Origin of the sequence: Verrucosispora sioxanthis (assembly GCF_010560025.1) — a bacterium.
Classification (GTDB): domain Bacteria; phylum Actinomycetota; class Actinomycetes; order Mycobacteriales; family Micromonosporaceae; genus Micromonospora; species Micromonospora palythoicola.
Genome location: NZ_SAIY01000002.1, coordinates 178,482 through 202,012, shown reverse-complemented (window position 1 = coordinate 202,012; position 23,531 = coordinate 178,482). Strand labels below are relative to the sequence as shown.

At 72.9% G+C, this 23,531-nt stretch carries 16 protein-coding genes and 5 pseudogenes; 5 read left to right on the top strand and 16 right to left on the bottom strand.

Features of this window, described 5'->3' with window-relative positions; genetic code table 11:
- Together ENC19_RS06050 and ENC19_RS06045 are read left to right on the top strand one after the other, a co-directional pair.
- A complete protein-coding gene (locus ENC19_RS06050; protein WP_091634396.1) occupies positions 1-378 on the top strand; it encodes a DUF742 domain-containing protein in 378 nt (125 codons plus the stop codon).
- A 1-nt stretch (position 379) separates the two neighbouring features.
- The gene (locus tag ENC19_RS06045) at positions 380-973 is read left to right on the top strand and encodes a GTP-binding protein (RefSeq protein WP_155215169.1); all 594 of its coding nucleotides are present in this window, start codon (positions 380-382) and stop codon (positions 971-973) included.
- A 96-nt stretch (positions 974-1,069) separates the two neighbouring features.
- On the opposite strand, the gene ENC19_RS06040 is transcribed toward ENC19_RS06045, so the two are convergent.
- From ENC19_RS06040 to ENC19_RS06030, 3 genes and pseudogenes are all read right to left on the bottom strand, one after another.
- Positions 1,070-2,287: an ABC transporter substrate-binding protein gene (locus ENC19_RS06040; RefSeq protein ID WP_164446162.1), complete on the bottom strand. Its 1,218-nt coding sequence runs from the start codon at positions 2,285-2,287 to the stop codon at positions 1,070-1,072.
- A gap of 149 nt (positions 2,288-2,436) precedes the next feature.
- Positions 2,437-4,756, bottom strand: a pseudogene (locus ENC19_RS06035) (transposase).
- A gap of 64 nt (positions 4,757-4,820) precedes the next feature.
- Positions 4,821-5,834: a DNA primase gene (locus tag ENC19_RS06030; protein ID WP_164446161.1), complete on the bottom strand. Its 1,014-nt coding sequence runs from the start codon at positions 5,832-5,834 to the stop codon at positions 4,821-4,823.
- 79 nt (positions 5,835-5,913) lie between these two features.
- On the opposite strand from ENC19_RS06030, the gene ENC19_RS06025 reads away from it, so the two are divergent.
- On the top strand, positions 5,914-6,255 hold the full coding sequence (locus ENC19_RS06025) for a PadR family transcriptional regulator (protein WP_164446160.1): 342 nt from the start codon (positions 5,914-5,916) through the stop codon (positions 6,253-6,255).
- 2 nt (positions 6,256-6,257) lie between these two features.
- Here ENC19_RS06025 and ENC19_RS06020 read toward each other — a convergent pair whose 3' ends face one another.
- From ENC19_RS06020 to deoC, 11 genes and pseudogenes are all read right to left on the bottom strand, one after another.
- Positions 6,258-6,929, bottom strand: a complete 672-nt coding sequence (locus tag ENC19_RS06020; protein ID WP_164446159.1) for a permease prefix domain 1-containing protein — start codon at positions 6,927-6,929, stop codon at positions 6,258-6,260.
- Between the two features lie 66 nt (positions 6,930-6,995).
- Positions 6,996-8,896 (bottom strand): annotated as a pseudogene (locus tag ENC19_RS31700) (amino acid ABC transporter ATP-binding/permease protein); the annotation flags it as partial.
- Positions 8,897-9,017: 121 nt separating this feature from the next.
- Positions 9,018-10,690, bottom strand: a pseudogene (cydD, locus tag ENC19_RS06005) (thiol reductant ABC exporter subunit CydD).
- The gene (locus ENC19_RS30860; protein WP_328824189.1) at positions 10,687-10,992 is read right to left on the bottom strand and encodes a cytochrome d ubiquinol oxidase subunit II; all 306 of its coding nucleotides are present in this window, start codon (positions 10,990-10,992) and stop codon (positions 10,687-10,689) included. Before ENC19_RS30860 ends, cydD begins: the two are co-directional and overlap by 4 nt.
- A 104-nt stretch (positions 10,993-11,096) precedes the next feature.
- Positions 11,097-11,693 (bottom strand): annotated as a pseudogene (locus ENC19_RS06000) (cytochrome d ubiquinol oxidase subunit II); the annotation flags it as partial.
- A 10-nt stretch (positions 11,694-11,703) separates the two neighbouring features.
- Entirely contained in the window at positions 11,704-12,957 is a 1,254-nt protein-coding gene (locus ENC19_RS05995; protein ID WP_164446158.1) for a cytochrome ubiquinol oxidase subunit I, read from the bottom strand.
- 113 nt (positions 12,958-13,070) lie between these two features.
- Positions 13,071-13,976 (bottom strand): M56 family metallopeptidase, encoded by a 906-nt coding sequence (locus ENC19_RS05990; RefSeq protein ID WP_164446157.1) that lies wholly within the window; start codon positions 13,974-13,976, stop codon positions 13,071-13,073.
- Positions 13,977-13,986: 10 nt separating this feature from the next.
- A complete protein-coding gene (locus tag ENC19_RS05985) occupies positions 13,987-14,505 on the bottom strand; it encodes a BlaI/MecI/CopY family transcriptional regulator (RefSeq protein ID WP_164446156.1) in 519 nt (172 codons plus the stop codon).
- A 297-nt stretch (positions 14,506-14,802) separates the two neighbouring features.
- Entirely contained in the window at positions 14,803-15,627 is an 825-nt protein-coding gene (locus ENC19_RS05980) for an aldehyde dehydrogenase family protein (RefSeq protein WP_164446155.1), read from the bottom strand.
- Positions 15,620-17,050, bottom strand: coding sequence for an aldehyde dehydrogenase family protein (locus tag ENC19_RS05975; protein ID WP_164446154.1), 1,431 nt, complete (start codon positions 17,048-17,050; stop codon positions 15,620-15,622). The genes ENC19_RS05980 and ENC19_RS05975 overlap by 8 nt, the downstream gene beginning before the upstream one ends.
- Positions 17,051-17,055: 5 nt before the next feature.
- On the bottom strand, positions 17,056-18,045 hold the full coding sequence (gene deoC / locus ENC19_RS05970) for a deoxyribose-phosphate aldolase (RefSeq protein WP_164446153.1): 990 nt from the start codon (positions 18,043-18,045) through the stop codon (positions 17,056-17,058).
- A 134-nt stretch (positions 18,046-18,179) separates the two neighbouring features.
- On the opposite strand from deoC, the gene upp reads away from it, so the two are divergent.
- Together upp and ENC19_RS05960 are read left to right on the top strand one after the other, a co-directional pair.
- Positions 18,180-18,812, top strand: a complete 633-nt coding sequence (upp, locus tag ENC19_RS05965) for a uracil phosphoribosyltransferase (RefSeq protein ID WP_164446152.1) — start codon at positions 18,180-18,182, stop codon at positions 18,810-18,812.
- Between the two features lie 53 nt (positions 18,813-18,865).
- Positions 18,866-19,555: a GOLPH3/VPS74 family protein gene (locus tag ENC19_RS05960; protein ID WP_164446151.1), complete on the top strand. Its 690-nt coding sequence runs from the start codon at positions 18,866-18,868 to the stop codon at positions 19,553-19,555.
- 51 nt (positions 19,556-19,606) lie between these two features.
- Here the strand turns inward: ENC19_RS05960 and ENC19_RS05955 are convergent.
- Positions 19,607-21,288: pseudogene (locus ENC19_RS05955) on the bottom strand (phospho-sugar mutase).
- A gap of 48 nt (positions 21,289-21,336) precedes the next feature.
- Positions 21,337-23,469 (bottom strand): serine/threonine-protein kinase, encoded by a 2,133-nt coding sequence (locus ENC19_RS05950; RefSeq protein ID WP_164446150.1) that lies wholly within the window; start codon positions 23,467-23,469, stop codon positions 21,337-21,339.
- Positions 23,470-23,531: the final 62 nt, after the last annotated feature.

Genomic DNA, 23,531 nt, shown 5'->3' with positions numbered 1-23,531 from the left:
ATGGCTGATCGTGACGAGCCGACCGGCGCGCTGGTCCGTCCATACGCCGTGACCCGCGGTCGTACCCGTCCCCGCCTCGACATCGCCCTGGAGGCGTTGGTCGAGACGACGGTGCGCGGTCGGGCCGCTGCCACTGGCAATGGTGGCCAAGGCCGTGAGCACCAGTACATCGCCGCGCTGTGTGACGGACGCGTGCAGTCGCTCGCGGAGATCGCGGCGCGCATGCAGCTTCCGCTCGGCGTGGCCCGGGTGCTCATCGCCGACATGGCGACGGACGGCCTGGTCGCGGTCCACGAGCCGACCATCCTGGACGACTCGGACGACGCGGTGGGCACTGAATTGCTGGAGAGGGTGCTGAGTGGACTTCGCAGGCTCTGACATGTCGCACCGGCCGCCGGCCCCGAGCGGGCGCGTGACGTCGGCGAAGATCGTTATCGCCGGTGGATTCGGCGTCGGCAAGACGACGCTGGTCGGCTCGGTCTCGGAGATCACGCCGCTGACCACCGAGGCCATCATGACCTCCGCCGGAGTCGGCGTCGACGACACCCGGCAGGTGCCGGGCAAGACGACGACCACGGTGGCCATGGACTTCGGCCGCATCTCGATCGATCGCGACCTGATCCTGTACCTGTTCGGTACGCCGGGTCAGACCCGCTTCTGGTTCATGTGGGATGAGCTGGTACGGGGTGCGATCGGCGCGGTCGTGCTGGTGGACACCCGCCGGCTGGCCGACTGCTTCGCGGCGATCGATTTCTTCGAGCACCGGCGGCTGCCGTACCTGGTGGCCATCAACTGCTTCGACGGGATGCAGTACCACGATCCGCAGGACGTCCGGGAGGCGCTCGCCATCTCCAGCGACGTGCCGGTGGTGGCCTGCGACGCCCGGAACCGGGAGTCGACCAAGCACGTGCTGATCTCGCTTGTCGAGTACGTGCTCACGATGCGTCGCTCCCGGGCCGTCGCGCCCGCCTGATGATCGGCCCCAGCGCCCGGTGACGGCTACCGCCGACACCGGGCGCTGGTTCGTGACCGGATGACGACGGTGGACGTCCCTGAGCGCCCACCGTCGTCAGCTGAGCCGGTTCCAGGCCCCGCCGTCGACGCGGTACACCCCCAGCGAGTGCCGGTCCATGCCGCTGTGCCGGATGGGCGTGAACGAGTACATGCCGGCCAGCCCATCGGTGACCTGGTTCTGCAGGTAGGCCCGCAGCCGACCACGGTCCACACTGTCGGCCAACCGGGCCGCCGTACTGATCAGCAGCAGCGCGTCCGAGGCGTACGGGGCGAAGCCACGGTAGCTGCCGTGCGCGCGGATGTACGTCGAGACGAGGTCGCGGTAGGCGCGCCCGGTGGCGCTGCTGTTGGCGATGGTGGAGCCACCCAGCGAGGACGGGTGGACCGCGTAGGCGCCCTCGACGGCGGGCAGATTGGCAGCCTCCAGGGTCTCCTCGGCCACCGCCCCGGCGTCGAAGAACACCTCACCGTCGTGTCCGGCGGCGCGTAGCGCCCGCGCGGCGGCACCGGACGTGGGCGCGGTGGCCCACACCACCACGCCGTCGGCGCGGGCCGCGACGGCCTGTTCTGCGGCGCGGGCCAGGCCAGCCTTGCCGGTCGGCAGCCGTACGGTGCGGGCCAGACCCACCTCCGCGGTCCGCAGCGCGCCCCGCATGGCCCGGACACCCGAGTCGCCGTGCAGCCCGTCCTCGGCCAGCAGCACCACCTGGCGTAGCCCTTCGGCGCTGACCAGCTGGGCGAGCCGCCGTGCCACGTCTCCGGCGTCCGGGGTGACCTTGTAGACGTAGGTCCGCTGGGCCAGCGGCACCGCGATGGAGTCACCGAACGCCAACGACACGAACGGCAGCCGGAGCTTCTGCGCCACCCCGATGACCGACATCGAGGTTTCCGCCAAGGTGGCTCCGAGCAGGGCGTGCACGTCGTCCCGGCGACCCAGCTCGGTCGCCTGCTGGGCGGCCAGCCGGGGGTTGCTGCGATTGTCCAGCACCTCGACGCGGACCGTCCGGCGGAGGTTGCCGACCGCCACACCCTTCTCGTTGAGGGCCGCCGCGCTGATGGCCAGCGCGCGTTGCTGGAGCACCCCCAGCGCGGCACCTGGACCGCTCAGCTCAAGCGTGGCACCGACGACCAACTCGTGACCGGGAGTGGGCCGGGTGACGGCGTTCTCTCGCCCGCCGTCCCGCCCGCAGGCCCCCAGCAGCAGCGTGCCCGCCGCCGCGGCCAGTACGCCCCGTCGAGTGACCACGCTGGGGCCGGTTGCCGGTGTCGCCATGAGTCGCCTTCCCGCCCGGCGACCTGCCGCCGGCTGTTCCGCGGGTATGGTTCCGGCCCCGAGGACCCGGCGTCAAATTATCCGGCTGTGGGCAGAAACACGCAGGTGAACGGCCATGAGCCTGCACCGCTGGCGCCCCAGTGCGGCGGTCAGGAGCGGTATCCGGCGGAGCGGTACTCGTACTCCCGATCGTCGTCGCGGTCCCCGGTGTCGCGGCTGAAATCCCAGCCGCCTGCGGACTCCCGCCCGGGGCGCCCGCCGACCGCGAACCCACCGATCTCCTGCCCGCGGCGCCAGCCCCGGAAGTAACCGGTCGTGTTCTCAGCAAGGCTGGCCGCGTCGCGCACTATCCGCAGCGGACGCTCCTCCCGCAACGGCGAGCCGGGCACCAGGTTGGCCTGTGGCACCCGCTTGGGTAGCCCGGCGTTCGTCTCGGCACCCACCGCGGGGCGGGCGGCCTGCTCGGCGGCCTGCCAACCGGTGTCGGCCATCGTCGACCAGTCCAGGTCGGCTTCCTCGCCGTGGCCCACGAACCACGCGGAGCGGGCCTGCGCGAAGATCAGTAGATCGCCGTCGCCCTCGTCGGAGACCGGTGGCGGCCGGTGCTCGATCGGCGGTTCCGCCGGACGGCGGGCCGGTGGGAGGTCCAGTCGCTCGGCTCCCCGGTTGCCGCGTTCGGCGCCGCCCCGGTCGACGAGCCGTAGCGGCGGCGTCTCCGGTGACGGCTGGGCTCCATTGCGCAACGCCCGGTCGGCCAGCGGCGGCGGCTCGACGAGCCGCAACACCGGCGGTTCCGGCGGTAGGTCGTCGGCGAGCCAGGGCGGGGTGACCCGACGGTCGGCGCCGTGGTCGGTGGGGGTTTCCGGGGCGCTGCGCCGACCCCGGTCCTCATAGGAGCCGACGACCGGGTTGCGGGGCGTGGTGTCGGCCGGGTTGTCCGGGTTGTTGACCAGCGGCCAGTTCGAGCGGGATCCCGGCGGAGCGGTCTTCTCCTGATCCGGACGGGCCGCCGGCACCGGGACGCTGAGGTCGGTGGCGCTGAAGCCGCCGGTCGGTGCCGGTGGTTCGCCGTTCGTCTTCGGCCGGGGCGGGATGACGGTCCGCTGGCGCTCGGCCCGGGCGTTGTTGATCGCCGCGGTGGTGAGGGTCGGCCGGAACGGCTCGCCCGCTTCGGCGGGCGGGATCGCGCCGCGCTGCGTCGGCGCGATCGGCGTGATCCCGGGCGGCGGCGGGGGTGGCGCGGAGATCGGCCGGTTGGTCGGAGCGTCCACCCGGGACGGTGCGACTCCGCCCGTGACGGCGCGGCGGGCGGACCGGCCATGGCGGCCGGCGTCACGGGCGCGGGCGCGACCGGTGGGGAGTCACCGGCGCGGGTGCCACCGGCGGGGGCCGAGGGGCTCGGGAGGCCGGCGGGGCGTTGCCCGGCACCGGCTCCGGTCGACTGCGACGGCCCCCGGCCGGCTCAGGGCCGCCGGGGCGCACCGACCGCAGGCCGGTCTGGGTGCCGGGCACGCTCGCCGACAACTCACCGACCTGTTCGCCGCGTCGTGCGGCGGCTCGCCGGCCGGACGCCGGCGCCGGCCCGGCGGTGCGGGCACGCAGGGCACCGACGAGCGCATCGCAGCCGGCGTCGCAGGCCCGCACCGAGGCGACCGCCTGCCTGATGGTCTCCGCGGCGGCCGACGTCAGGGCCCGGTTGACGGTGGCCCGCCGCGGAGTCTCGGAGATGGCGACCCGGAGTGCGGTGACCGCTTCGTCGATCGCCTCCGCGTCACCGGCTCCTTCGGCGGCGAGCTGGGCGGTGACGGCGTCCGCGGTGACCGCGGCGTCGCGGCCACGGCCGGCGGCGTCGGTGAGCATGCTTGGCTCGGGAAGTGCGTCCAGCACGGCCAGCGGGATCGGCTCGGCAGGGTCGGGGTAGGCGCGCAACGCGGCCGGGTACAGCTCGCGGAGCACCTCGCGCAGGGCGACCGCGGCGGAGTGCCGACCGCTGGCCAGCGCGGCGTGTGCGGCGAGGATCTGCTTGTACCCGGCGAGGTCACGAGGCGCCGGCAGGGTCACCGCCGACAGTGCGCCGGCCTGCAGCGACCGGGCGAGACCGACGGCGCGCCGAACGGCCGGCGGTGACTGCATCTCCTCCAGGGAGTCGTCGTCGGCGAACCGTTCGGCGAAGTCGTCGACCGAGTCGTCGTCGGCGATCGCCAGCGGGCGACCGGCGGCGCTGAGCAGGGAGGTGATGGTGTGGTCGTCGCTGTCGGCGGCTATCGCCGCACCGCTCGGCCCGCCGGAGCGTTCCACGAGTAGCGTGACCAGCCGGGCGTAGCCCGTCGGGTCGTCGCCGATCTCGCAGACATGCAGCAGACGGCCTGCGTCGTCGACCACAGCGGACGTCAGCGCCGATCCGGTCGAGACCGGTCGGTCGGCCGGGTCCGCCGAGGTCAGACCGCAGTACACGCGCACGAGCGCCACGGCGTCGTCCTCCTCCCGGGACTCAGGGCTTTCTCTGCCAAAGACTGATGGTCCCTGGTGCGGGTCAGTCGCGCCAGTCCACGACCGCAGAGATCTTCCCGACAATGGTCCGCCAACCCAGGCTTGCGGTTTGTGCCCCGATCTTCTTCAGCCTACGCCGTCCCATGAAGCCGCCGATGCCGCCGCCGACCGATGCCCGGAGCGCCTCGTCCAGGTCGTCGAGACTGGAGCCGGTGGCGAGCATGTCCAGCACCGCGGGCAGCCGCAGGGCGTACGCCAGGTCGCGGGCGACCTCGCCGGCCTCGATGAGCAGCGTCGGATCCCAGGTGTCGTGCCCGCCGCGGAGGTTCTCCACGACGAGGTCGAGTTCGTAGACGTCATCGTCCAGCGGCGCGATGTCGGCCGGTTCCACCCGTTCGGACAGTTCATCCCAACTGTCCAGCTGAGACAGGTCATTGGGGGCGCCGGACCGAACGAAGCTGACAAGCGACTCGGGCGTCTTGAACAGCAACAGCCGGCCCTTGTGGGTCAGGAAGATCGGCACCTCCTCGTCGCCGGCCTCGTCGGCGGTGACCTCGTCGGCGTCGTCCTTGCCGTCCTCGGTGGTGTCGTCGTCGCGCTGTGCCCGCTGCTCCTCGTCCTCGCTCTCGGCGAACTCCCGGGCGACGTCCTCGTCGAGGATGACGACGTCACCCTCATCGGCGTCGTCCTCTGCCGGGCCGACCTGCCGACGGGCAAGGAAGGGGTCGTCGGCGTCCCGCTCCGCCACGTCGGTCGGGGTCAGCTCACGGGCCGACCGGTACGCGCGCAGGGTGAAGCCGGTACCGGCCGGCAGGGCGATCTCCACCGGATCGATCCGCAGCTCGTCCCAGAGTGCGCGGTTCGCGGTCTCCGCCGCGGCGACGTCGGGCGCGGCGTCGGCCGGCTCGGCGACGTCCGGCTCGCTGGTGCCGGTCGTGTCATCGAGCTCGGGCTCGTCGGCGTCCGGCCGTTGGGGCGACTGGCGTGCCACGGTGACCTCCGTGTGCGTCGGGCTACCACCCCCGGCGCTGATGCCGGTGAGTGACTCTGGGCACATACCCTAGTTGGCTGCGCTCGGTAACCGCTGGCCGCACCCCGGTGGCTCGCCACTCGGATAACAAGTAGCGTGTCTACGCATGAACGCCCAGGCGCTGCACGGACACCTCGACGCCTTGCTGCTGGCCGTGCTGGAACGGGGGGCCCTGCACGGTTACGCCATCATCGAGGCACTGCGGGCGCGCAGCGACGGTCGCCTCGACCTGCCCACCGGCACCGTCTATCCGGCGCTGCGACGGCTGGAGCGGGCCGGCCACGTGGTCAGCGCGTGGAACACCGTGAACGGGCGGGAACGGCGTACCTACGAGCTGACCGACACCGGCCGGCGGGCGCTGACCGACCAGCGTTCCGGCTGGCGTGAGTTCAGTGCCACCGTCGGCCGATTCCTGGACCCGGGCACCACCCCCACCACGGCGGGCTGACGTCAGCGGGTGGCCAGCAGCCAGGTGCGGGCGGCGCTGCCCAGCCACACATGGGCGGCGGCGCCGACGACCATTCCGATGATCATCGGTGGCCAGCTCAGGGCCGCGTCCCACAGCAGGATCGACCAGGAGAACAGCCCGGCCCCGGCCACCGCGCCCAGCAGGGCGGCGCCGGTCAGCGCGACACCGGCGCCGCGCGCCAGCGCGGTCAGTGCCGGACGCGCCGAACGGGCGGTGGCCGCGACCAGCGCCAGCCCGGCCAGACCGAACAGGAACGCCCCTGCCCAGATCCACTCCACCGACTGTGACAACAGCAGGTAACCCGAGGGCGGTGGGGGGCCGGTGCTCCAACTCGATCCGTGCCAGGTCAGGTCACCGGCGATCGAGCCGGTCGCGGCGAAGGCGACCACTCGCAGCGACAGCCCGCGCAGCGCGGCCACCGCGAGTTCGGCCTGGTAAGCCGGGGCCAGCTGATCCGGCGTACCGAAGTCGGCGACCGCCTGTCGCGACGCCTCACCCGCCGGCAGGCCACTGTCCCGGTACGCCTCGACGGCGTCGAGCAGCCCGTGCCGGGCCTCGGTCATCAGGTCGGCCCGCAGCCGGCGTGGCCCACGGAGCCGACCGGCGAGCTGCCGCAGGTGCTCCTCGACCAACATGTCGTCCCTGACCGGCATGGCCCCAACCCTGCCATGCCGGCTCGTGTTCCGGCCTCCGGGACATCCCGGAGGCGGCTTGACGGATCAACCCGACAGAGCGAGGTATCCGTGCTCGGCGGCCTGCTGCAACACCCACTGGTCCCGGTACCACCCGGGGGTCGCCACGAGCGCCGCGTGCCGGCCCCGCTGCACGACCCGGCCGGCGTCCAGCACCACGATCTCGTCGAGTTCGGCGAGACCGCTGAGCCGGTGGGTGATCAGCAGTACCGAGTGCCCGGTGGGAGTCGCGGCCAACGTGCTGGCCAGCACCTGGTCGGCGGCGACCGGGTCGAGGCCCTCCGTGGGTTCGTCGAGCACCAGTACGCCGGGCGCGGCCAGCAGGGCGCGAGCCAGCGCGAGCCGCTGACGTTGACCACCGGAGAGCTGTCCGCCCTCCTCGCCGACCACGGTGTCCCAGCCGTCCGGCTGGGCCCGGACCCAGTCCGACAGCCCGGCGGCGGTGGCGGCGGTGAGCAGCGCGTCCTCGTCCGCGCCCGGTCGACCGAGCAGCATGTTGTCCCGCACGGTGGCGTGGAAGACGTACGCCTCGGCGAGCAGCCCGCCGACCAGGCGAGGTAGTTCCTGGGACGGGTGAGCCGACACGTCCCGCCCGTCCAGGGTGACCCGGCCGGCGGTGGGGGACACCGCGCCGGTCAGGACGGCGGCCAGGGTGCTCTTGCCCGCCCCACTCGGACCGACGACCGCGACCCGGCGGCCGGGTGGCAGCTCCAGGTCGAAGCCGTCGAGCGCGGCGGCAGCGCCGATCCGGTAGCGAACCGTCACCCCGTCGAACCGGACCGACGGTGCCGTGTGCACCGCGTACCCACCGGCCGGCGTGCCGGACGGTCCGGTCTCGGCGGTCTCGGCGGTCTCGGTAGGGCCGGCCGGGCTCGGGCCGGCCGTCTCAGGGCCCGCTCGGCCAGCCCGTCGATGCTCCGGCCGGCGGTGCCGGCGTGGCGCGGGCTCGCGGTGTCGGCCGCCCGCTGGTCGACGGAGGTCCGGGCGGTCCCTAAGCCCGCGTCGTCGGGTGCCAGGAGGTGGGCGACCCGAGCCAGTCCGGACCGCAACCCGGTCCACTGACGGGCCGCGCCGACCAGCGCGAGGGCGATCTCCACGGCGGCCAGTGTGCCGACGGCCAGAACACCGACCAGCACTCCGTCCACGCCGGCGCCGAGGGCCACGTACACCACCGCACCGGCGGTGAGGCCGGCCACCAGTACACCGGCCGCGTCGACGGCGAAGCCGAGCGCGGCGAGCCGCCGCTCCAGCCGCGCCAGTCGGCGGGCCCGTCGCCCGGCAGCCGCCAGTGCGTCCGAGGTCGCGCCGAAGGCGGCCAGGTCGGCGGCGCCGTGGGTGAGGTCGATCGCGTCGGTGGCGAGCGCTCCGCGCAGTGGGGCCACCTCCGCGGCGGCCCGTCGGGTCAGCACGGTCGCCAGCGCAGGCAGGACGACGGCGGCCACCAGCAGCCCGGCGGCGAGCGCGAGCGCGGCCGGCGGCGAGACCAGCGCGGCCAGCCCGACGGCCAGTACGCTCACCAGCCCGGCCGCGGCGGCTGGCACGACCACCCGCAGCAGCAGGTCCTGTACCGCCTCCACGTCGGAGACCAGCCGGCTCAGCGCGTCCCCACTGCGGGGTGGGTTGCCGCGCCGGCTCGCCAGGGTGTCGAAGACCCCGGCCCGGACATCGGTGACCAGTCGTAGCACCGCGTCGTGCCCGGCCAGGCGTTCGGTGTAACGCAGCACCCCACGGCTGACCGCCAGCGCCCGTACCGCCACGATCGCTACGGTGAGCCGGTCCAGCGGGGGTTGACCGGCGGCGGTCATCAGCAGCCAGGTGGCGGTCGCCATCAGGGCCAGCCCGGCGAACTCGGTCGCCGCGGCGAGCAGCCCGGCACCGACCAGGCGCTTCAGGTACGGCCGGGCCAGCCGCAGCACGATCAGTTCGGGCAGGGGCCCACCGAACCCGATGATTCGCTCGCTGCGCTCGCTCATCGCGCCACCTCGCTTCGCTCGGCGTCACGATGAGGCGCCACCGCACCGAACCTGATGATTCGCTCGCTGCGCTCGCTCATGGACGCTCACCGGCCGGTATCGGGGTCAGCTCGGTGACCCGCCCGTCCTCGACCCGCAGGATGCGGTCGACGTCGGTGAGCAGTGCCGGCCGGTGGGCCACCAGGAGCGCGGTGCGGCCGGCGACCAGTTCGCGGGTGGCCGATAGCACCACCGCCTCGCGGCGGCGTCGAGGCGTGCGGTCGGCTCGTCGAGCAGCACCACCGGGGCGTCCCGCAGGAACGCCCGGGCCAGCGCCACCTGTTGCCGCTGCCCGCTGGACAGGCCGTGCCCCCGCTCACCGAGCGGGGTGTCCAGTCCGTCGGGCAGGGCGGCGACCACCTCGTCCAGTGCGGCGACGTGGACCGCGGTGGCGATGGCGGCAGGTGCGGCGTCGGGGGTGCCGAGCCGGATGTTGTCGGCCAGCGACGCCGCGAACAGGTGGGCCCGCTGCGGCACCCACGCCACCTGTCGCCGCCAGTCGTCGAGGTCGGCGTCGGTCAGGTCGACCCCGCCTACGGTGACCCGACCGCCGGTCGGACGGACGAAGCCGAGCAGCAGGTTGAGCAGGGTGCTCTTGCCGGCGCCGCTCGGTCCGATGATCGCGATGCGCTCGCCGGGCCGGATGGTCAGCGTCACGTCCCGCAGCGCCGTGGTGCGTCCGTACGCCACGGTCACCGATTCGAAGCGGATCTCGGCGCGCCCGTCCGGTCGGGTGCCCACCTGACCCATGGACGCTCGGGGTGCCGAGTCGGAGAGGGTGAGCGCCTCGTCCAGTGCGGTGAGCCCTTCCATGCTGGCGTGGAACCGGCTGCCGGCCGCCCGCAGCGGCAGGTACGCCTCCGGGGTCAGCAGCAGCACCAGCAGCGCGGTCTGCAGCGCCAGACCACCGCCGAGCAGCCGGATGCCGACCGGGACGGCGACCAGCGCCACCGACAGGGTGGCCACGAGTTCGAGCACCAGCGCGGAGAGGAAGGCGATCCGCAGCGTCTTCATGGTGGCGATCCGGTGACCGTCGGCCATCCGCCGTACCGCGTCGGTCTGCGCCCGGGCCCGGCCGAACGCACGCAGCGTGGGCAGCCCGGCCACCATGTCCAGGAAGTGCCCGCCGAGCAGCGACAGCCGTCGCCACTGCCGCTCGGTGGCGGCCTGCGCCTGCCACCCGAGCAGCGCTCCGAAGATCGGGATGAGCGGCAGCGTCAGCGCGATGATCACTGCCGAGCTCCAGTCGGCGAGGAACACCCGACCCAGCACCGCGACCGGCACGGTGACGCTCAGCACGAGCTGCGGCAGATACCCGGTGAAGTAGGCGTCGAGCGCGTCCAGACCCCGACCGGCGAGAGTGGCCAGTTGTCCGGCCCGCTGGCCGGCGACCCAACCGGGTCCGTGCCGGGCGACCGCGCCCAACAGGTCGGCCCGCAGCGCCGCCTTGACCGTGGCGGCCACCCGTGCGGACACCGCGCCCTGCGCCCAGACCACGAGCGAGCGGGCCGCGACGGCGGCCACGAAACCGCCGAGCGCGGCCCGGTCCAGGCGCCCGGTGAAGGCATCGGCCAGTAGCACGGCCAGGGCGGTGGCCTGCGCCACGACGAGCCCGGCGGCGAGCACGCCGAGCAGCGTGAGCAGGGCGAGGTCGCGTCGGGCCGCAGGAACCCGGCGCAGCAGCCGCGGGTCGAAGGGGCGACGGTTCACCAGTACACCGGTGCCCTACCGTCGGTTCGTCCTCGGAAAATCCACACGCACATCGCCTGGAAGCCTAGTAGGGCCGGCAGCAGCGGTACCGTCAGCCAGCCCAGCAGCCGCAGGGTCGGCCCGCTGGCGGCCGCGTCGGTAACCGTCAGTGAGGCGCTCGGTTCGACGGTCGACACCAGCACGTACGGCCAGAGGGCCGCCCCGACCAGCAGCACCGGCAGTGCCAGCGCCGTCGCGGTGGCCGCGAAGGCCACGCCGGGCCGTTGCCGTCGGAGCGCCGCCCGCGCCGCGAGCAGGGCCACCACCAGCAACACCACCAGCAGTACGCCGACCGCGGGACGCTGCGCGGCGGCGCGTACCGCTCGGAGAACGCACCGACGACGGCGGCCGCGCCGACCGCGACGATCGCGGTGAGGAGCAGGCGGCGGGCCAACGGCCGGAGCCGGTCGCCCTCGACGGCGGGTAACCGGAGCGCGAGGAAAGTCGCCCCGTGTGCCACCACCAGCGCCACCAGGGCCAACCCGGTGGCGGCGGCGAACGGGGTGAACAGGTGTGTCACCCCGGCCACGTGTCCGTCGGGCCGCAGCGGCACGCCCTGGAGCAGTCCGGCGAGCACCACGCCCCAGCCGAGCGCCGCGAGCAGGCTACCGACCACGATCACTCGATCCCACGCGGTGCGGGCCCCTCCGCTGCCTGGACGGCTGCGTAGTTGCACCCCGGCGGTCACCAGGATCACCCCGACGAGCGCGGCGGCCACCGCCGGATAGCTGCCGGCGAGCAGTTCCCCCTCCAGTAGCGGAAACGCGCCGAACAGGACGCCGGCGGCGGCCACCAGCCACACCTCGTTACCGAGGAAGAAGGGCCCGACCGCGTTGAGCGCGGCGCGGCGGCGGGACGCGTCGGCGCCACCGGCGATCAGCAGGCCGACGCCGTAGTCGTAGCCGGCGAGCACCAGGTAGCCGGCGAAGAAGAGGCCGAGCAGGGCGTACCAGGCGAGTTCCATCTCCGGCTCCTCAGGCGAACGCGGGTTCGGGACGGGAATCGTCGGCGGGCGGTTGGGCCGGCGGGCGGCCGAGCGCGGGATCGGCGGCACCTCGGGCGGCGTGCCGGGCGAGCAGCACCCAGTTGGTGACGGCGAGGGTGCCGAGCAGCAGGGTGAAGCCGACCAGCGAGGTCGCCATCAACCAGGGGCTGACCGGCGAGACCGCATGGTCCACCGGTAGCAGCCCGTACGCCACCCAGGGATGGCGGCCGACCTCGCGGGCGATCCAGCCGAGGATCAGTGCGATGAACGGCAGGGGCAGGGCGAGCATCAGCAGCCAGAGCGGGAACCGGAGGCGAATGATCCAGTCCCGCCAGAGCAGTGGGACGAGCAGCCAGAGCAGGCCGAGGGCGAAACCGATGAGGATCATGAAGCCGAGCCCGACGTTGGACAGCGCCGGTGGCAGGTAGTCGCCCGGGCCGAACCTGGCGGTCCAGTCGGCTATCAGCGCGTCGGCTTCGGGGTTACCCCCGAACTTGGTGGGCTGTATCCCGCCCACCGGCCCGAACTGGGCGAAGCCGAACCCCTGCACGAGAGTGATCGACAGCGCGGCGGTGACCAGCCCGATCCGCAGCGAGGTGCGGAACAGCGCGTGGTCGGTGGTACGTCGGGCGAGGTGCCACGCGCTGACCGCCGCCATCAGCAGCCCGCCGGTCAGCAGGGCCGCCGACACCACGTGCCCGAGCGCCATCCACAGGGCCGGGTTGGTCAGCAGGGCCGGGAAGTCGGTCAGCTGGGCGACGCCGTCGCGTACCTCGTAACCGACCGGGTTCTGCAACCAGGAGTTGGCCACCATGATCCAGAAAGCCGAGACGTACGCGGTGATCGCGACGCCGTAGAGCAGGGCGAGGTGCGCGCCACGGCGTAGCCGGTGCCAGCCGAAGATCCACATGCCGAGGAAGGTCGACTCCAGGAAGAAGGCGGCCATGGTCTCGATGGCCAGCGGGGCGCCGAAGACGTTGCCGACGTAGCGGGACAGCCCGCTCCAGTTCAACCCGAACTGGAACTCCATCACGATGCCGGTGGCGATGCCGAGCACATAGTTGATCACGTAGAGCTGGCCCCAGAATCGGGTCAGCCGCTCCCACCTGGGGTTACCGGTCAGCACCCAGGTGGTCTGCATCCCGACGAGCAGGGTGACCAGGCCGAGTGTGACGGCCACGAAGAGGAAGTGGACCGAGGCGGTCATGGCGAACTGGAGGCGAGCGAGGAGCAGGGTGTCCATGTCGGCTCTCCCGGGACGGGGTCGATGCAGATAGGGAGCCTACCTGTAGTTCTCCTACATATAGGGGTGTGCTGCGCGCCGGACCGGCATGATCAGGGTTAGTTCAGGGTCCGTCAGCTGAGGAAGAGTGAGATCGGCAGGGCGGCCACGGTCGCCGTCACGGCCAGCGCGGTGGCGCCGAGCAGTCGGGGTGGGCGGCCGGTGACCAGCAACCGCTGCACCCGTACGTCCAGATCCCGGTCGCCCATACCGAGCGCGCCGGCCGGCGTGATCCGGTTCCCGGCGGCGGCGAACCGGCGCAGCGCACCGGCCAGCGGGGCCTCGGCGTGCAACTCGCGGGCCTTGTCGTCGGCGCGCATCTCGACCAGCAGGGAAACCCGCTCGTGCGCCTCGCGGACCCAGCGGAACCAGGGCAACGCGCGGCAGAGTGCGGTGAACGGCAGCAGCACGAGGTCGTGCCGCTCCTGCGCGTGCGCCCGTTCGTGGGTCAGCACCGCCGCCAACTCGGCCCGGTCGAGCAGGCTGAGCGTGCCGGCACTCACCACCACCCGTGGCTTCACTCCCGGAAGGCAGTACGCCGCCGCACCCGGGTGGTCGAGCACCAGCGCGCCGGGCACGGTCGGATCCCGTCGGGCGACCAGGGTGAGCAGGTCCCGGTGCCGGCGTTGGGCGCGTACCGCGCCGTGGATGCTGCGTACCGTCGTGGTCAGCAGCACCGCCCCGATGCCGAGACCGACGCCGACCAGACCCAGGTGCACGGCACCGAGGCCGGGCGGCAGGGTGCCGTGCCGAAGATCGCCGACCAGCGCCAGCAGGGCGCTGCCGGTGCCCCGCTGGTACGGGGCGAGACCTGACGCGATCGGCAGACCCATCGCGGAGAGACCGACCCCCAGGCCGATCGCCTGCCAGCACAGGATCGCCACCCGGGGGCTGCGCCACGTCCAGGTGGAGCGGGCCAGCACCTGGGCGATCAGCCAGCAGGCCACCATCGAGGCGGCGAAGTGCAGGGTGTGCGCCACGGCGTCGCCCCTACCGCTCGACGGCCTTGTCGGCCAGGTCGGGGCGGGACGCTCCGTCGGCCGGTGGCGAGTCGACCCGATCAGTCAACCCTCGACCGGGGTTGTTCCCGGCATCGCCTCGCACGTCGCCTTCCGTCCGGCCGTGCCCGGTCGGATCGACCGTCAGCCCGGCCTCCGTGGTGAGCGCGGCGCGCAGCACGTCCGCCTCGGTGCCGGTGACCGAGCGGGCGAACCGGACCAGCGCCGCGTCCCGGCTACCGCCCAGGTCGAGCGCGTCGAGCATGAGTTGGGCGATGTACGCCTCCCGGCTGGCCGCAGCGCGGTACCGCCACGCCCGACCCTCCCGCTCGCGCTGCACCATGCCCTTGCCGGCCAGCCGGTCCAGCACGGTCATCACGGTGGTGTACGCCAACTCGCGTCCGTCCAACGCGTCGGCCACCTCACGCACGGTGACCCCATCCGACGTGCCGGGGACCGCATCCCAAAGCACGTCCATCACCGCACGCTCAAGATCCCCCAGCCGAGTCACCCCCCAATCCTACCCCCCGTAGTAGACCCACCCCCACCCACGCCCACCCCCACCCACGCCCGTCCGCCCCACCGCAGCAACTTCGGGGATAGTGCTGCCTCGTCACCAACTCGACCCAGCAGTTCCCGGGAAGTTGTCCGGACCGGGGACCCGACGCTGGGCAGCGCCCCGCCAGCCGTGACCCACAGACGGTCCATGCGCACGTCAGGGTTTCCGGGGAGCCCCACCCGCGCAGGGATCAAGCCTGACCGCCCGGAGCGGGTGGGGCTCCCCGGAAACCCCCAGAGCGAGGAGAGTTCACACCCCCTTGGGATGCCAGACCGTCTTCGTCTCCAGCAGGGCTGTCATCCGGCCGAGACCGGGGTCCGCCGACCAGTCGTGACCGGCCGACACGGGCCGGAGTACCCGCTTGAGGTTCTCCGCCGCCTTGACCTCCATGTCGGCCGCCAGCTCCGCGTCGGTCACGCCGGTCAGGTCGATGGCGTTGACGTCCATGTGCGCGGCCAGCGTGGGCACGGTCTCCGACAACCGGCCGGTGAGGATGTTGACCACCCCGCCGGGCAGGTCGGAGGTGGCCAGCACCTCGGCCAGGGTCACCGCGGCCAGCGGCGCCGTCGGCGAGGCGGCCACCACCACCGTGTTGCCGGTGACGATCGCCGGGGCGATCACGCTGACCAGCCCGAGCAGGGCCGGTGCCTCGGGGGCGACCACCGCCACCACACCCGTCGGCTCGGGCGCCGACAGGTTGAAGTACGGCCCGGCGACCGGGTTCGCGCCCCCGTAGACCTGCGGGAGCTTGTCCGACCAGCCGGCGTACCAGACCCAGCGGTCGGTCGCCGCGTCCACCTCGTCGCCCGGCACTCCGAGCGCGACGAACTGCTCGCGCCGGCCCTCCAGCATCTCGGCGACTCGGTAGAGGATCTGACCCCGGTTGTACGCGGTCGCCCCGGCCCAGCCCTTCACCGCCGCGCGGGCGGCCACCACGGCGTCCCGCGCGTCCTTGCGGGAGGCCAGCGACACGTTGGAGTCCTGCACGAGATACGACCGTCCCGACTCGCTACGCGGGAACTTCCCGCCGACGAAGAGCTTGTACGTCTTGCGTACCGCGACCCGCTCAGACATTGAGGTACGCCTCCAGCCCGTGCCGGCCGCCCTCGCGACCGTAGCCCGACTCCTTGTAGCCGCCGAACGGCGAGGTCGGGTCGAACTTGTTGAACGTGTTTGCCCACACCACCCCGGCGCGCAGCCGGTCGGCCATCCACAGGATCCGGGAGCCCTTCTCGGTCCAAATCCCCGCCGACAGCCCGTACGGCGTGTTGTTGGCCTTCTCCACGGCCTCGGCCGGGGTGCGGAAGGTCAGTACGGACAGCACCGGGCCGAAGATCTCCTCCCGGGCGATCCGGTGTGCCTGGGTGACCCCGGTGAAGATGGTCGGTGCGAACCAGAAGCCCCGCTCGGGCAGCTCACACGGCGGTGACCACTGCTGCGCGCCCTCGGCGGCACCGGCCGTCGTCAGCTCGCGGATGCGGGAGAGCTGGGCGGCCGAGTTGATGGCACCGATGTCGGTGTTCTTGTCCAGCGGGTCGCCGAGGCGTAGTTGGGCCATTCGTCGCTTGAGTGACTCCAGCACCTGCTCGGCGACGGATTCCTGGATCAGCAGCCGGGAGCCGGCGCAGCAGACGTGCCCCTGGTTGAAGAAGATCCCGTTGACGATGCCCTCGACCGCCTGGTCGACCGGGGCGTCGTCGAAGACGATGTTGGCGGCCTTGCCGCCGAGTTCCAGGGTGAGCTTCTTGCGGCTGCCGGCGACCGCGCGGGCGATGGCCCGGCCGACGTCGGTGGAGCCGGTGAAGGCGACCTTGTCCACGTCGGCGTGCTCGACAAGCGCCCGGCCGGTCTCGCCGGCGCCGGTGACGATGTTGACCACACCGGCCGGCAGGTCGGCCTGCTGGCAGATTTCGGCGAACAGCGACGCGGTGAGCGGGGTGGTCTCGGCCGGCTTCAGCACCACCGTGTTGCCGGCGGCCAGTGCCGGAGCGATCTTCCAGGCCAGCATCAGCAGCGGGAAGTTCCACGGGATGACCTGCGCCGCCACGCCGAGCGGCCGCGGGTTCGCGCCGAAGCCGGCGTACGGCAGCTTGTCGGCCCAGCCGGCGTAGTAGAAGAAGTGCGCGGCGACCAGCGGCAGGTCGACGTCGCGGGACTCCCTGATCGGCTTGCCGTTGTCGAGCGATTCCAGCACAGCCAGCTCACGCGAGCGTTCCTGGATGATGCGGGCGATCCGGAACAGGTACTTGGCCCGGTCCCGGCCCGGCATCGGACCCCAGACCTTCTCGTACGCCTTGCGGGCCGCCCGGACCGCGCGGTCCACGTCCTGCGCGCCGCCCTCGGCGACCTCGGCCAGCACCTCCTCGGAGGCCGGGTTGATCGACTTGAAGCTGCCGCCGTCGGCCGGGTCGACGAACTCGCCGTTGATGAACAGCCCAGAGGAGGCTTTGATATCCACCACCGAGCGCGACTCGGGTGCGGGTGCGTATTCGAACATCGCGGTCAGTCCAGAGTGAAGTAGTCGGGGCCGGCGTAGACGCCGGTCGTCAGCTTGGTGCGCTGCATCAGCAGGTCGTTGAGGAGGCTGGAGGCGCCGAAGCGGAACCAGTCGGGGTGCAGCCAGTCCGGGCCGACGGTCTCGTTGACCATGACCAGGTACTTGATCGCGTCCTTGGTGGTCTTGATGCCGCCGGCCGGCTTCACGCCGACCTGCCGCCCGGTGGCGGCCCGGAAGTCGCGGACCGCCTCCAGCATCACCAGGGTCACCGGCAGCGTGGCGGCGACCGGCACCTTGCCGGTGGAGGTCTTGATGAAGTCGGCGCCCGCGAGCATCGCCAGCCAGGAGGCGCGGCGCACGTTGTCGTAGGTGGCCAACTCGCCGGTTTCCAGGATCACCTTGAGGTGGGCTCGCGGTCGCCCCTGGCGACCGGCATCAGCACCGCCGCAGGCCTCCTTGGTGGCGACGATCTCGTCGTACACCTCGGTGTAGCGCCCGGCCAGGAAGGCGCCCCGGTTGATCACCATGTCGATCTCGTCGGCACCCGCCTCGACGGCGGCGCGGGTGTCGGCGAGCTTGATCTCCAGCGGCGCCTGACCGGACGGGAAGGACGTGGCCACGCTGGCCAGATGCACGTCGCTGCCGCGCAGCACCTCCGCCACGTACGGGACCATCGAGGGGTAGACGCAGACCGCGCCGACGTGCGGGCAGGACGGGTCGGCCGGATCGGGCCGCAGCGCCTTCGCGGCGAGCGCCCGTACCTTGCCGGGGGTGTCCGCGCCCTCCAGCGTGGTCAGGTCGACCATCCGGATGGCGAGGTCGATCGCCTCGGCCTTGGCGGTGGTCTTGATGGATCGGGTGCCGAGTTGGGCTGCCCGCTGCTCCGCGCCGACCTGGTCCACGCCCGGTAGGCCGTGCAGGAAGGTCCGCAGAGCGGTCTCGGATCGTCCCAGCTCGGAGAGGTCCGAGCGGGCCGACGTCGCTGTCGCCGTCATGCCCCGAAGTCTACGCAGGCTGACGCCGCGTGATCTTGGTCACTGGGTTCGCCGGAGCGCGCACGGGTGAGCGAGGTCGCTGGTCGCGGCCGGGGCCCGCGCGTCGGTATCCGGGGCGGGTAGGTTGAGCGATCGTGGACGTACTCGTCATTGACCACCCGCTCGCCCAGTCCCGGCTGACCGCCATGCGGGACGAGCGCACCGATTCCTCTACGTTCCGGGCGGCGCTGCACGAACTCACCACCATGCTGGTGTACGAGGCCGCGCGTTCCTTCCCGGTGGAGACGTACCCGGTGCAGACGCCGGTGACCGCCACCGAGGGCACCCGGCTGGCCAACCCGCCGCTGCTGGTGCCGGTGCTGCGAGCGGGTCTCGGCATGGCCGACGCCGCGCTGGGGCTGCTGCCCGAGTCCTCGATGGGCTTCGTCGGGCTGGCCCGTGACGAGGAGACCTTCGAGCCGCGCGCCTACATGGAGTCCCTGCCCCGGGACCTCGCCGGCCTGCCGGTGCTGGTCCTCGACCCGATGCTGGCCACCGGTGGTTCCCTGGAGCACTGCTGCCGGCTGCTGGCCGAGCGGGGCTGCACCGACATCACCGTGCTCTGTGTGCTCGCCGCGCCGGCCGGCATCCAGCGGTTGGAGCGTTCCGGGCTGCCGCTGCGCCTGGTCACCGCCGCCATCGACGACGGCCTCAACGACAGCATGTTCATCGTGCCCGGCCTCGGCGACGCCGGGGACCGGCAGTTCGGCGGCATGCCTCGCTTCTGAGGCCCGGCGGTTTGTGGTGCGGGTGGTGCCGGCACCGGCTACCGTCTCGGGCCATGACTGGTGTTCCGCTCGCCGAGGAACTGCTCCTGCTCGCGTACGACGACGAAACGGGTAAGGCGACGCTGCCGCGGATCAGCCTCGACCTGGGGATGGCCGCCGCCGTCCTCATCGAGCTGGCTCTGGCGGGGCGGATCGCGTACACCGACGGGGCCCTGACCGCGGTGGACCCGACCCCGACCGGCGAACCGGTCACCGACGCGGTGCTGGCCAAGATCGTGGCCGACACGCCGCACAGCCCCTCCTCCTGGGTGCAGCGGCTGCGGCACGGCCTGCGCGACCGGATCCTCGGCGACCTCTGCGAGCAGGGCGTCGTTCGGGACGTCGACGAGACCGAGCTGGGCTTCATCCACGTGCACCGTTACCCGGTGGTGGACCCGACGGTGGAGGAGGAGACCCGGCAGCGGCTTGCCGTGGTGCTCACCGGTGCCGCGCCGGACGAGCGCACCGCCGCACTCGCGACCCTGGTCGCCGTGCTGCGGATGGAGTCCGCCCTCGGGGTCACCGGCGAGGACGCCGACGCCGCCCGCCGCCGGCTTGAGGAGATCGCCAGCGGCGCCGGCTTCTCCGGCGAGGTCAACCTGGAAGACTCCGTGATCCGCCCCTCGGTAGCCCTGGTGGTGGCCGCCCTGGGCCGCGCCGTCGAACACGCCCTCGGCCCCCGCCGCCCGTCCGAACCGCGTTGATCATGAGGTTAGCGGCATTCCCAGAGATCAACTTCGCCGCTAACCTCATGATCAACCAGGTGGGACGGCTAGGGCGTTGGCGATTTCGGTGCGGAGGGTGGTGACGGCGGCGCTCGCGCGGGTGCGGGCCGCGGTGAGGTCGCCGTCGGAGGGCGGTTCCACCACTTCGAGGTACGCCTTCAGCTTCGGTTCGGTGCCGGAGGGGCGGATCACCACCCGGGCCGCCGCGGTACGCAGGATCACCACGTCGGCGTCGGGGAGCAGGTCCTGTGCTTCGGTGACCGGCTGGCCGAGCAGGGTGGTCGGGGTGGCGGCGCGGATCCGGGCCATCGCGTCGGCGATCAGGCGCAGGTCGTCGACGCGTACCGAGAGCTGGTCGGTCTGGTGCACGCCGAACTCGGCGGCCAACTCGTCGAGCCGGTCGGTGAGGGTGCGGCCCTCCGCCTTGAGGCCGGCGGCCAGTTCGGCCACGGTCAGTGCGGCGGTGATGCCGTCCTTGTCGCGTACGTGGTCCGGGGCGACGCAGTAGCCGAGCGCCTCCTCGTAGCCGAAGACAAGTGGCTCGCTGCCGTCGCCGGCCCGGACGATCCATTTGAACCCGGTGAGCGTCTCCCCGTACGGCAGCCCGCGCGCCGCGCACATCGCCCGCAGCAGTGACGACGAGACGATCGTGGTGGCGTACAGGCCGGTGACCCCGCGTCGCATCAGGTGGTCGGCGAGCAGCACGCCCACCTCGTCCCCGCGCAGCATCCGCCAGCCGGGCCCGCCCGACGGCTCCCGGACGGCGACGGCGCAGCGGTCGGCGTCGGGATCGTTGGCGATGGCGAGGTCGGCGTCGGTGCGTTCGGCGAGCGCGACCAGCCGGTCCACCGCGCCCGGCTCCTCCGGGTTGGGAAAGCTGACGGTGGGGAAGTCCGGGTCCGGCTCGGCCTGGTCGGGCACCACGCCGGGCGTCGGAAAGCCGGCGGCGGCGAACGCGGCGGTGAGCACCGCCGCACCGACACCGTGCAGCGGGGTGTACGCCACGGTCAGCTCCCGGGGCCCGCCCGGGAGACGACACCGACCGCCCGCGCCACGTACGCGGCGACCAGATCGTCACCGAGCACCTGACCGGCGGGGCCGAGCGGCACCTGCGCCAGCGGACCGACCGCGCGGATGGCGGCCTCGATGCCGGCGTCGGCCGGCGGCACGATCTGCGCACCGGCACCCTGCTTTCCGCCCAGCTCGGCACCGAGGTACACCTTGTAGCCGTTGTCCTGCGGCGGGTTGTGGCTGGCGGTCACCATCACCCCGGCCACCGCCGACAGGTGCCGCACCGCGTAGGCGAGCACCGGGGTGGGCAGCGGGCGGGGCAGCAACAGGGCCGGGCGGCCCGCTCCGGTGGCCACCTGGGCGGTGCGCTCGGCGAACTCGCGGGAGCCGCGCCGGGCGTCGTACCCGATCACCAGCGGGCCGGTGCCGCCCTGGGCGGCGAGCCAGGCGACCAGGCCGGCAGCGGCCTGGGTGACCACCGCGAGATTCATCCCGTTCGGGCCGGCGCGCAGCGGCCCGCGCAGCCCGGCCGTGCCGAACGTCAGCGGCCCGGCGAACCGGTCGGCCAGCTCCGGAGCGCTGCCCGGCAGCTGGTCGAGCACCGCCCGCAGCTCCGCCCGGCCGGCCGGGTCCGGGTCGTCGGCGAGCCAGCGTTCGGCCCGCTCGCGGATCGTGTCGAGGTCAGTGTTCTCCGCCGCCATGGCCTCTTGATAGCACGGCGACGGATCTCCCCGGGCGGCTGCCCTGACTCAGCCGGCCGCCGTGAGCTGGAACGACTTGAGCATCTCCGCGTAGATCGGCTTGCTCTCCTCGAAGCGCGCGTCGGTCGAGGTGAGGTAGAACGAGTAGAGCCGGCCGTCGTGGGCCACCCCGTGCCAGATGCCGTGCCGCATCTCGGCACCCTCGCCGCAGGTGTACTCGAACTCGGCCGAGGGCTTGCCGGCCAGTTCCTTCTCCGCCATGGCCACCTGGGTGTACGGCTTGGCGCACGAGGCCGACCGGGTCTTCAGGCCGTTCTCGGCGACCTGCGCCCAGCGGACCGAGGTGCCGCTCCACTTCTCGTTGAGGATGCGTACCCGACGGCCGCTGTCCTCGGGGTCGGTGTAGTCGATGTAGACCCCACCGGCGGGCGCGGCCCGTTTCCAGCCCTTGGGCACCAGCATCTGCACCCCGCGTGCCGAGTGCTCCTGCATCTCGATGCCGGGGCCTTCGTCCGCCGAGGTGGACGGCTCGGCGACCGGCGTGGTGGGCGTCTCGTCGCCGCCGCTGGCGAAGGCCACGATGCCGATCAGCAGCAGTACCGCGAGACCACCGGCCGCGGCCAGCTGCATCTTGCGGGGCCAGCCCTTCACGGTGTCGACCACCCGGGTGCCGGCGGCCTTCGCCCGGTCGACCGGGCTGCTGCCGCCGCCGGCGGCAGGGGCCGGCGCGCCGTACGGCTGGTGGGGCGCGGCCGGCCACTGCGCGGCACCGTAGGCGCCGACCTGCTGCGTCGCGTCGGGCTGCGGGCCGTAGCCGCCGACCCGCTGGGTCGCCTCGGGCTGCGCGCCGTAGCCACCGAGCTGCTGGGTGGCGTCGGGCCCGGCGCCGTAGCCGCCGATCCGCTGCGTCGCGTCGGGCTGGCCGCCGTAGCCGAAGACCTCCGGCCCGACCCGTTGGGTGCTGTCCGAGCCGATCCGCTGGGTCGCGTCGGCACCGCCGTAGGTGCGTCCGGCGGGCGGGGACATGGCCGTACCCCGCTGCCCGGGACGGGCCAGGGCGTCGGCGCTGGTGTCCTCCATCGCCGCGGCGCTGGCCGCGGCGGCCTGGCCGGGGCGCTCGCCCCGACGCAGCGCGGCCAGCCGGTCGGTGAGCGACTCGCCGGGCCCCAGCATCGCCCGGCCGCCGATCTGCCCGGACGGGGCCGGCTTGGCCGGGGCGGCCGGCGCGCTGATCGGCGCGGGCTGCGGCACCGGCATCACGGAGTACTGGTCGGTCATCGAGTTGACCCCGGCGGCGCTGCTGCTCAGCGGACCGGCCAGCAGCTCGCGCAACATGGCGCGGGCGGTGTGCACGTCGAGTCGGCGGGCCGGGTCCTTCTCCAGCAGACCCATCAGCACCCGGGTCAACGGGCCGCTGCGCTGCGGCGGCGCGGGCGGATCCTCGACCACGGCGTGCATGGTCTCGATCGGATCGCCCCGGTCGAAGGGCGGCCGGCCCTCCACGGCGGTGTAGAGGGTCACGCCGAGGGAGAACAGGTCGCTGGGCGGGCCGAACTCCTGCCCCATGGCCCGTTCGGGAGAGATGAAGTGCGGCGAGCCCAGCACCATGCCCGGGGTGGTGAGCTGCACGTCGGTGGGCATCCGGGCGACGCCGAAGTCGGTGAGCACGCACCGGCCGTCCGAGCAGATCAGCACGTTGGCGGGCTTGACGTCGCGGTGCAGCACGCCGATCGCGTGCGCCACCTCGAGCGCGCCGAGCAGCGCGATGCCGATCTTGGCAACCACCCGCTGGGCGATCGGACCGTCCTCGATCACCATGTCGGCGAGGCTGCGGGCGTCCAGCAGCTCCATCACGATCCAGGGCCGGCCGGCCTCGGTGACCACGTCGTACACCTGGACCACCGCCGGGTGGGCGATGGCGGCGGCGGCACGGGCCTCGCGCAGGGTGCGTTCGTACATCGCGTCGCGGTCGCTCGGCGCCAGGCCGGGTGGGAGGACGACCTCCTTGACCGCCACGTCACGGCGCAACAGGGTGTCTGTGGCCCGCCAGACCGTACCCATACCACCGTTGCCCACCGCCGAGCGCAGCGAGTACCGGTCGCCGATGACGGTGCCGGGTGTCGCGCGTCTGTTGGTGGGAGTGCTGACTGGTCCGCCGCTCCACGTCGGGATCTGAGTCACAGAAAAGCCACCGGGGGAAGTCGAGAGGGCTGGGACACAACCCCCCTATCTTGCTGGTTCAG

What these genes read in the sequence shown, in the direction of transcription:
- ENC19_RS05980 (WP_164446155.1), bottom strand. Translation starts at nt 15,627, where the DNA reads ATGTCTGAGCGGGTCGCGGTACGCAAGACGTACAAGCTCTTCGTCGGC.
- ENC19_RS06050 (WP_091634396.1), top strand. Translation starts at nt 1, where the DNA reads ATGGCTGATCGTGACGAGCCGACCGGCGCGCTGGTCCGTCCATACGCC.
- ENC19_RS06020 (WP_164446159.1), bottom strand. Translation starts at nt 6,929, where the DNA reads ATGCCGGTCAGGGACGACATGTTGGTCGAGGAGCACCTGCGGCAGCTC.
- ENC19_RS06045 (WP_155215169.1), top strand. Translation starts at nt 380, where the DNA reads ATGTCGCACCGGCCGCCGGCCCCGAGCGGGCGCGTGACGTCGGCGAAG.
- deoC (WP_164446153.1), bottom strand. Translation starts at nt 18,045, where the DNA reads ATGACGGCGACAGCGACGTCGGCCCGCTCGGACCTCTCCGAGCTGGGA.
- ENC19_RS06040 (WP_164446162.1), bottom strand. Translation starts at nt 2,287, where the DNA reads ATGGCGACACCGGCAACCGGCCCCAGCGTGGTCACTCGACGGGGCGTA.
- ENC19_RS06030 (WP_164446161.1), bottom strand. Translation starts at nt 5,834, where the DNA reads ATGTGCCCAGAGTCACTCACCGGCATCAGCGCCGGGGGTGGTAGCCCG.
- ENC19_RS06025 (WP_164446160.1), top strand. Translation starts at nt 5,914, where the DNA reads ATGAACGCCCAGGCGCTGCACGGACACCTCGACGCCTTGCTGCTGGCC.
- ENC19_RS05975 (WP_164446154.1), bottom strand. Translation starts at nt 17,050, where the DNA reads ATGTTCGAATACGCACCCGCACCCGAGTCGCGCTCGGTGGTGGATATC.
- ENC19_RS05995 (WP_164446158.1), bottom strand. Translation starts at nt 12,957, where the DNA reads ATGGACACCCTGCTCCTCGCTCGCCTCCAGTTCGCCATGACCGCCTCG.
- ENC19_RS05960 (WP_164446151.1), top strand. Translation starts at nt 18,866, where the DNA reads ATGACTGGTGTTCCGCTCGCCGAGGAACTGCTCCTGCTCGCGTACGAC.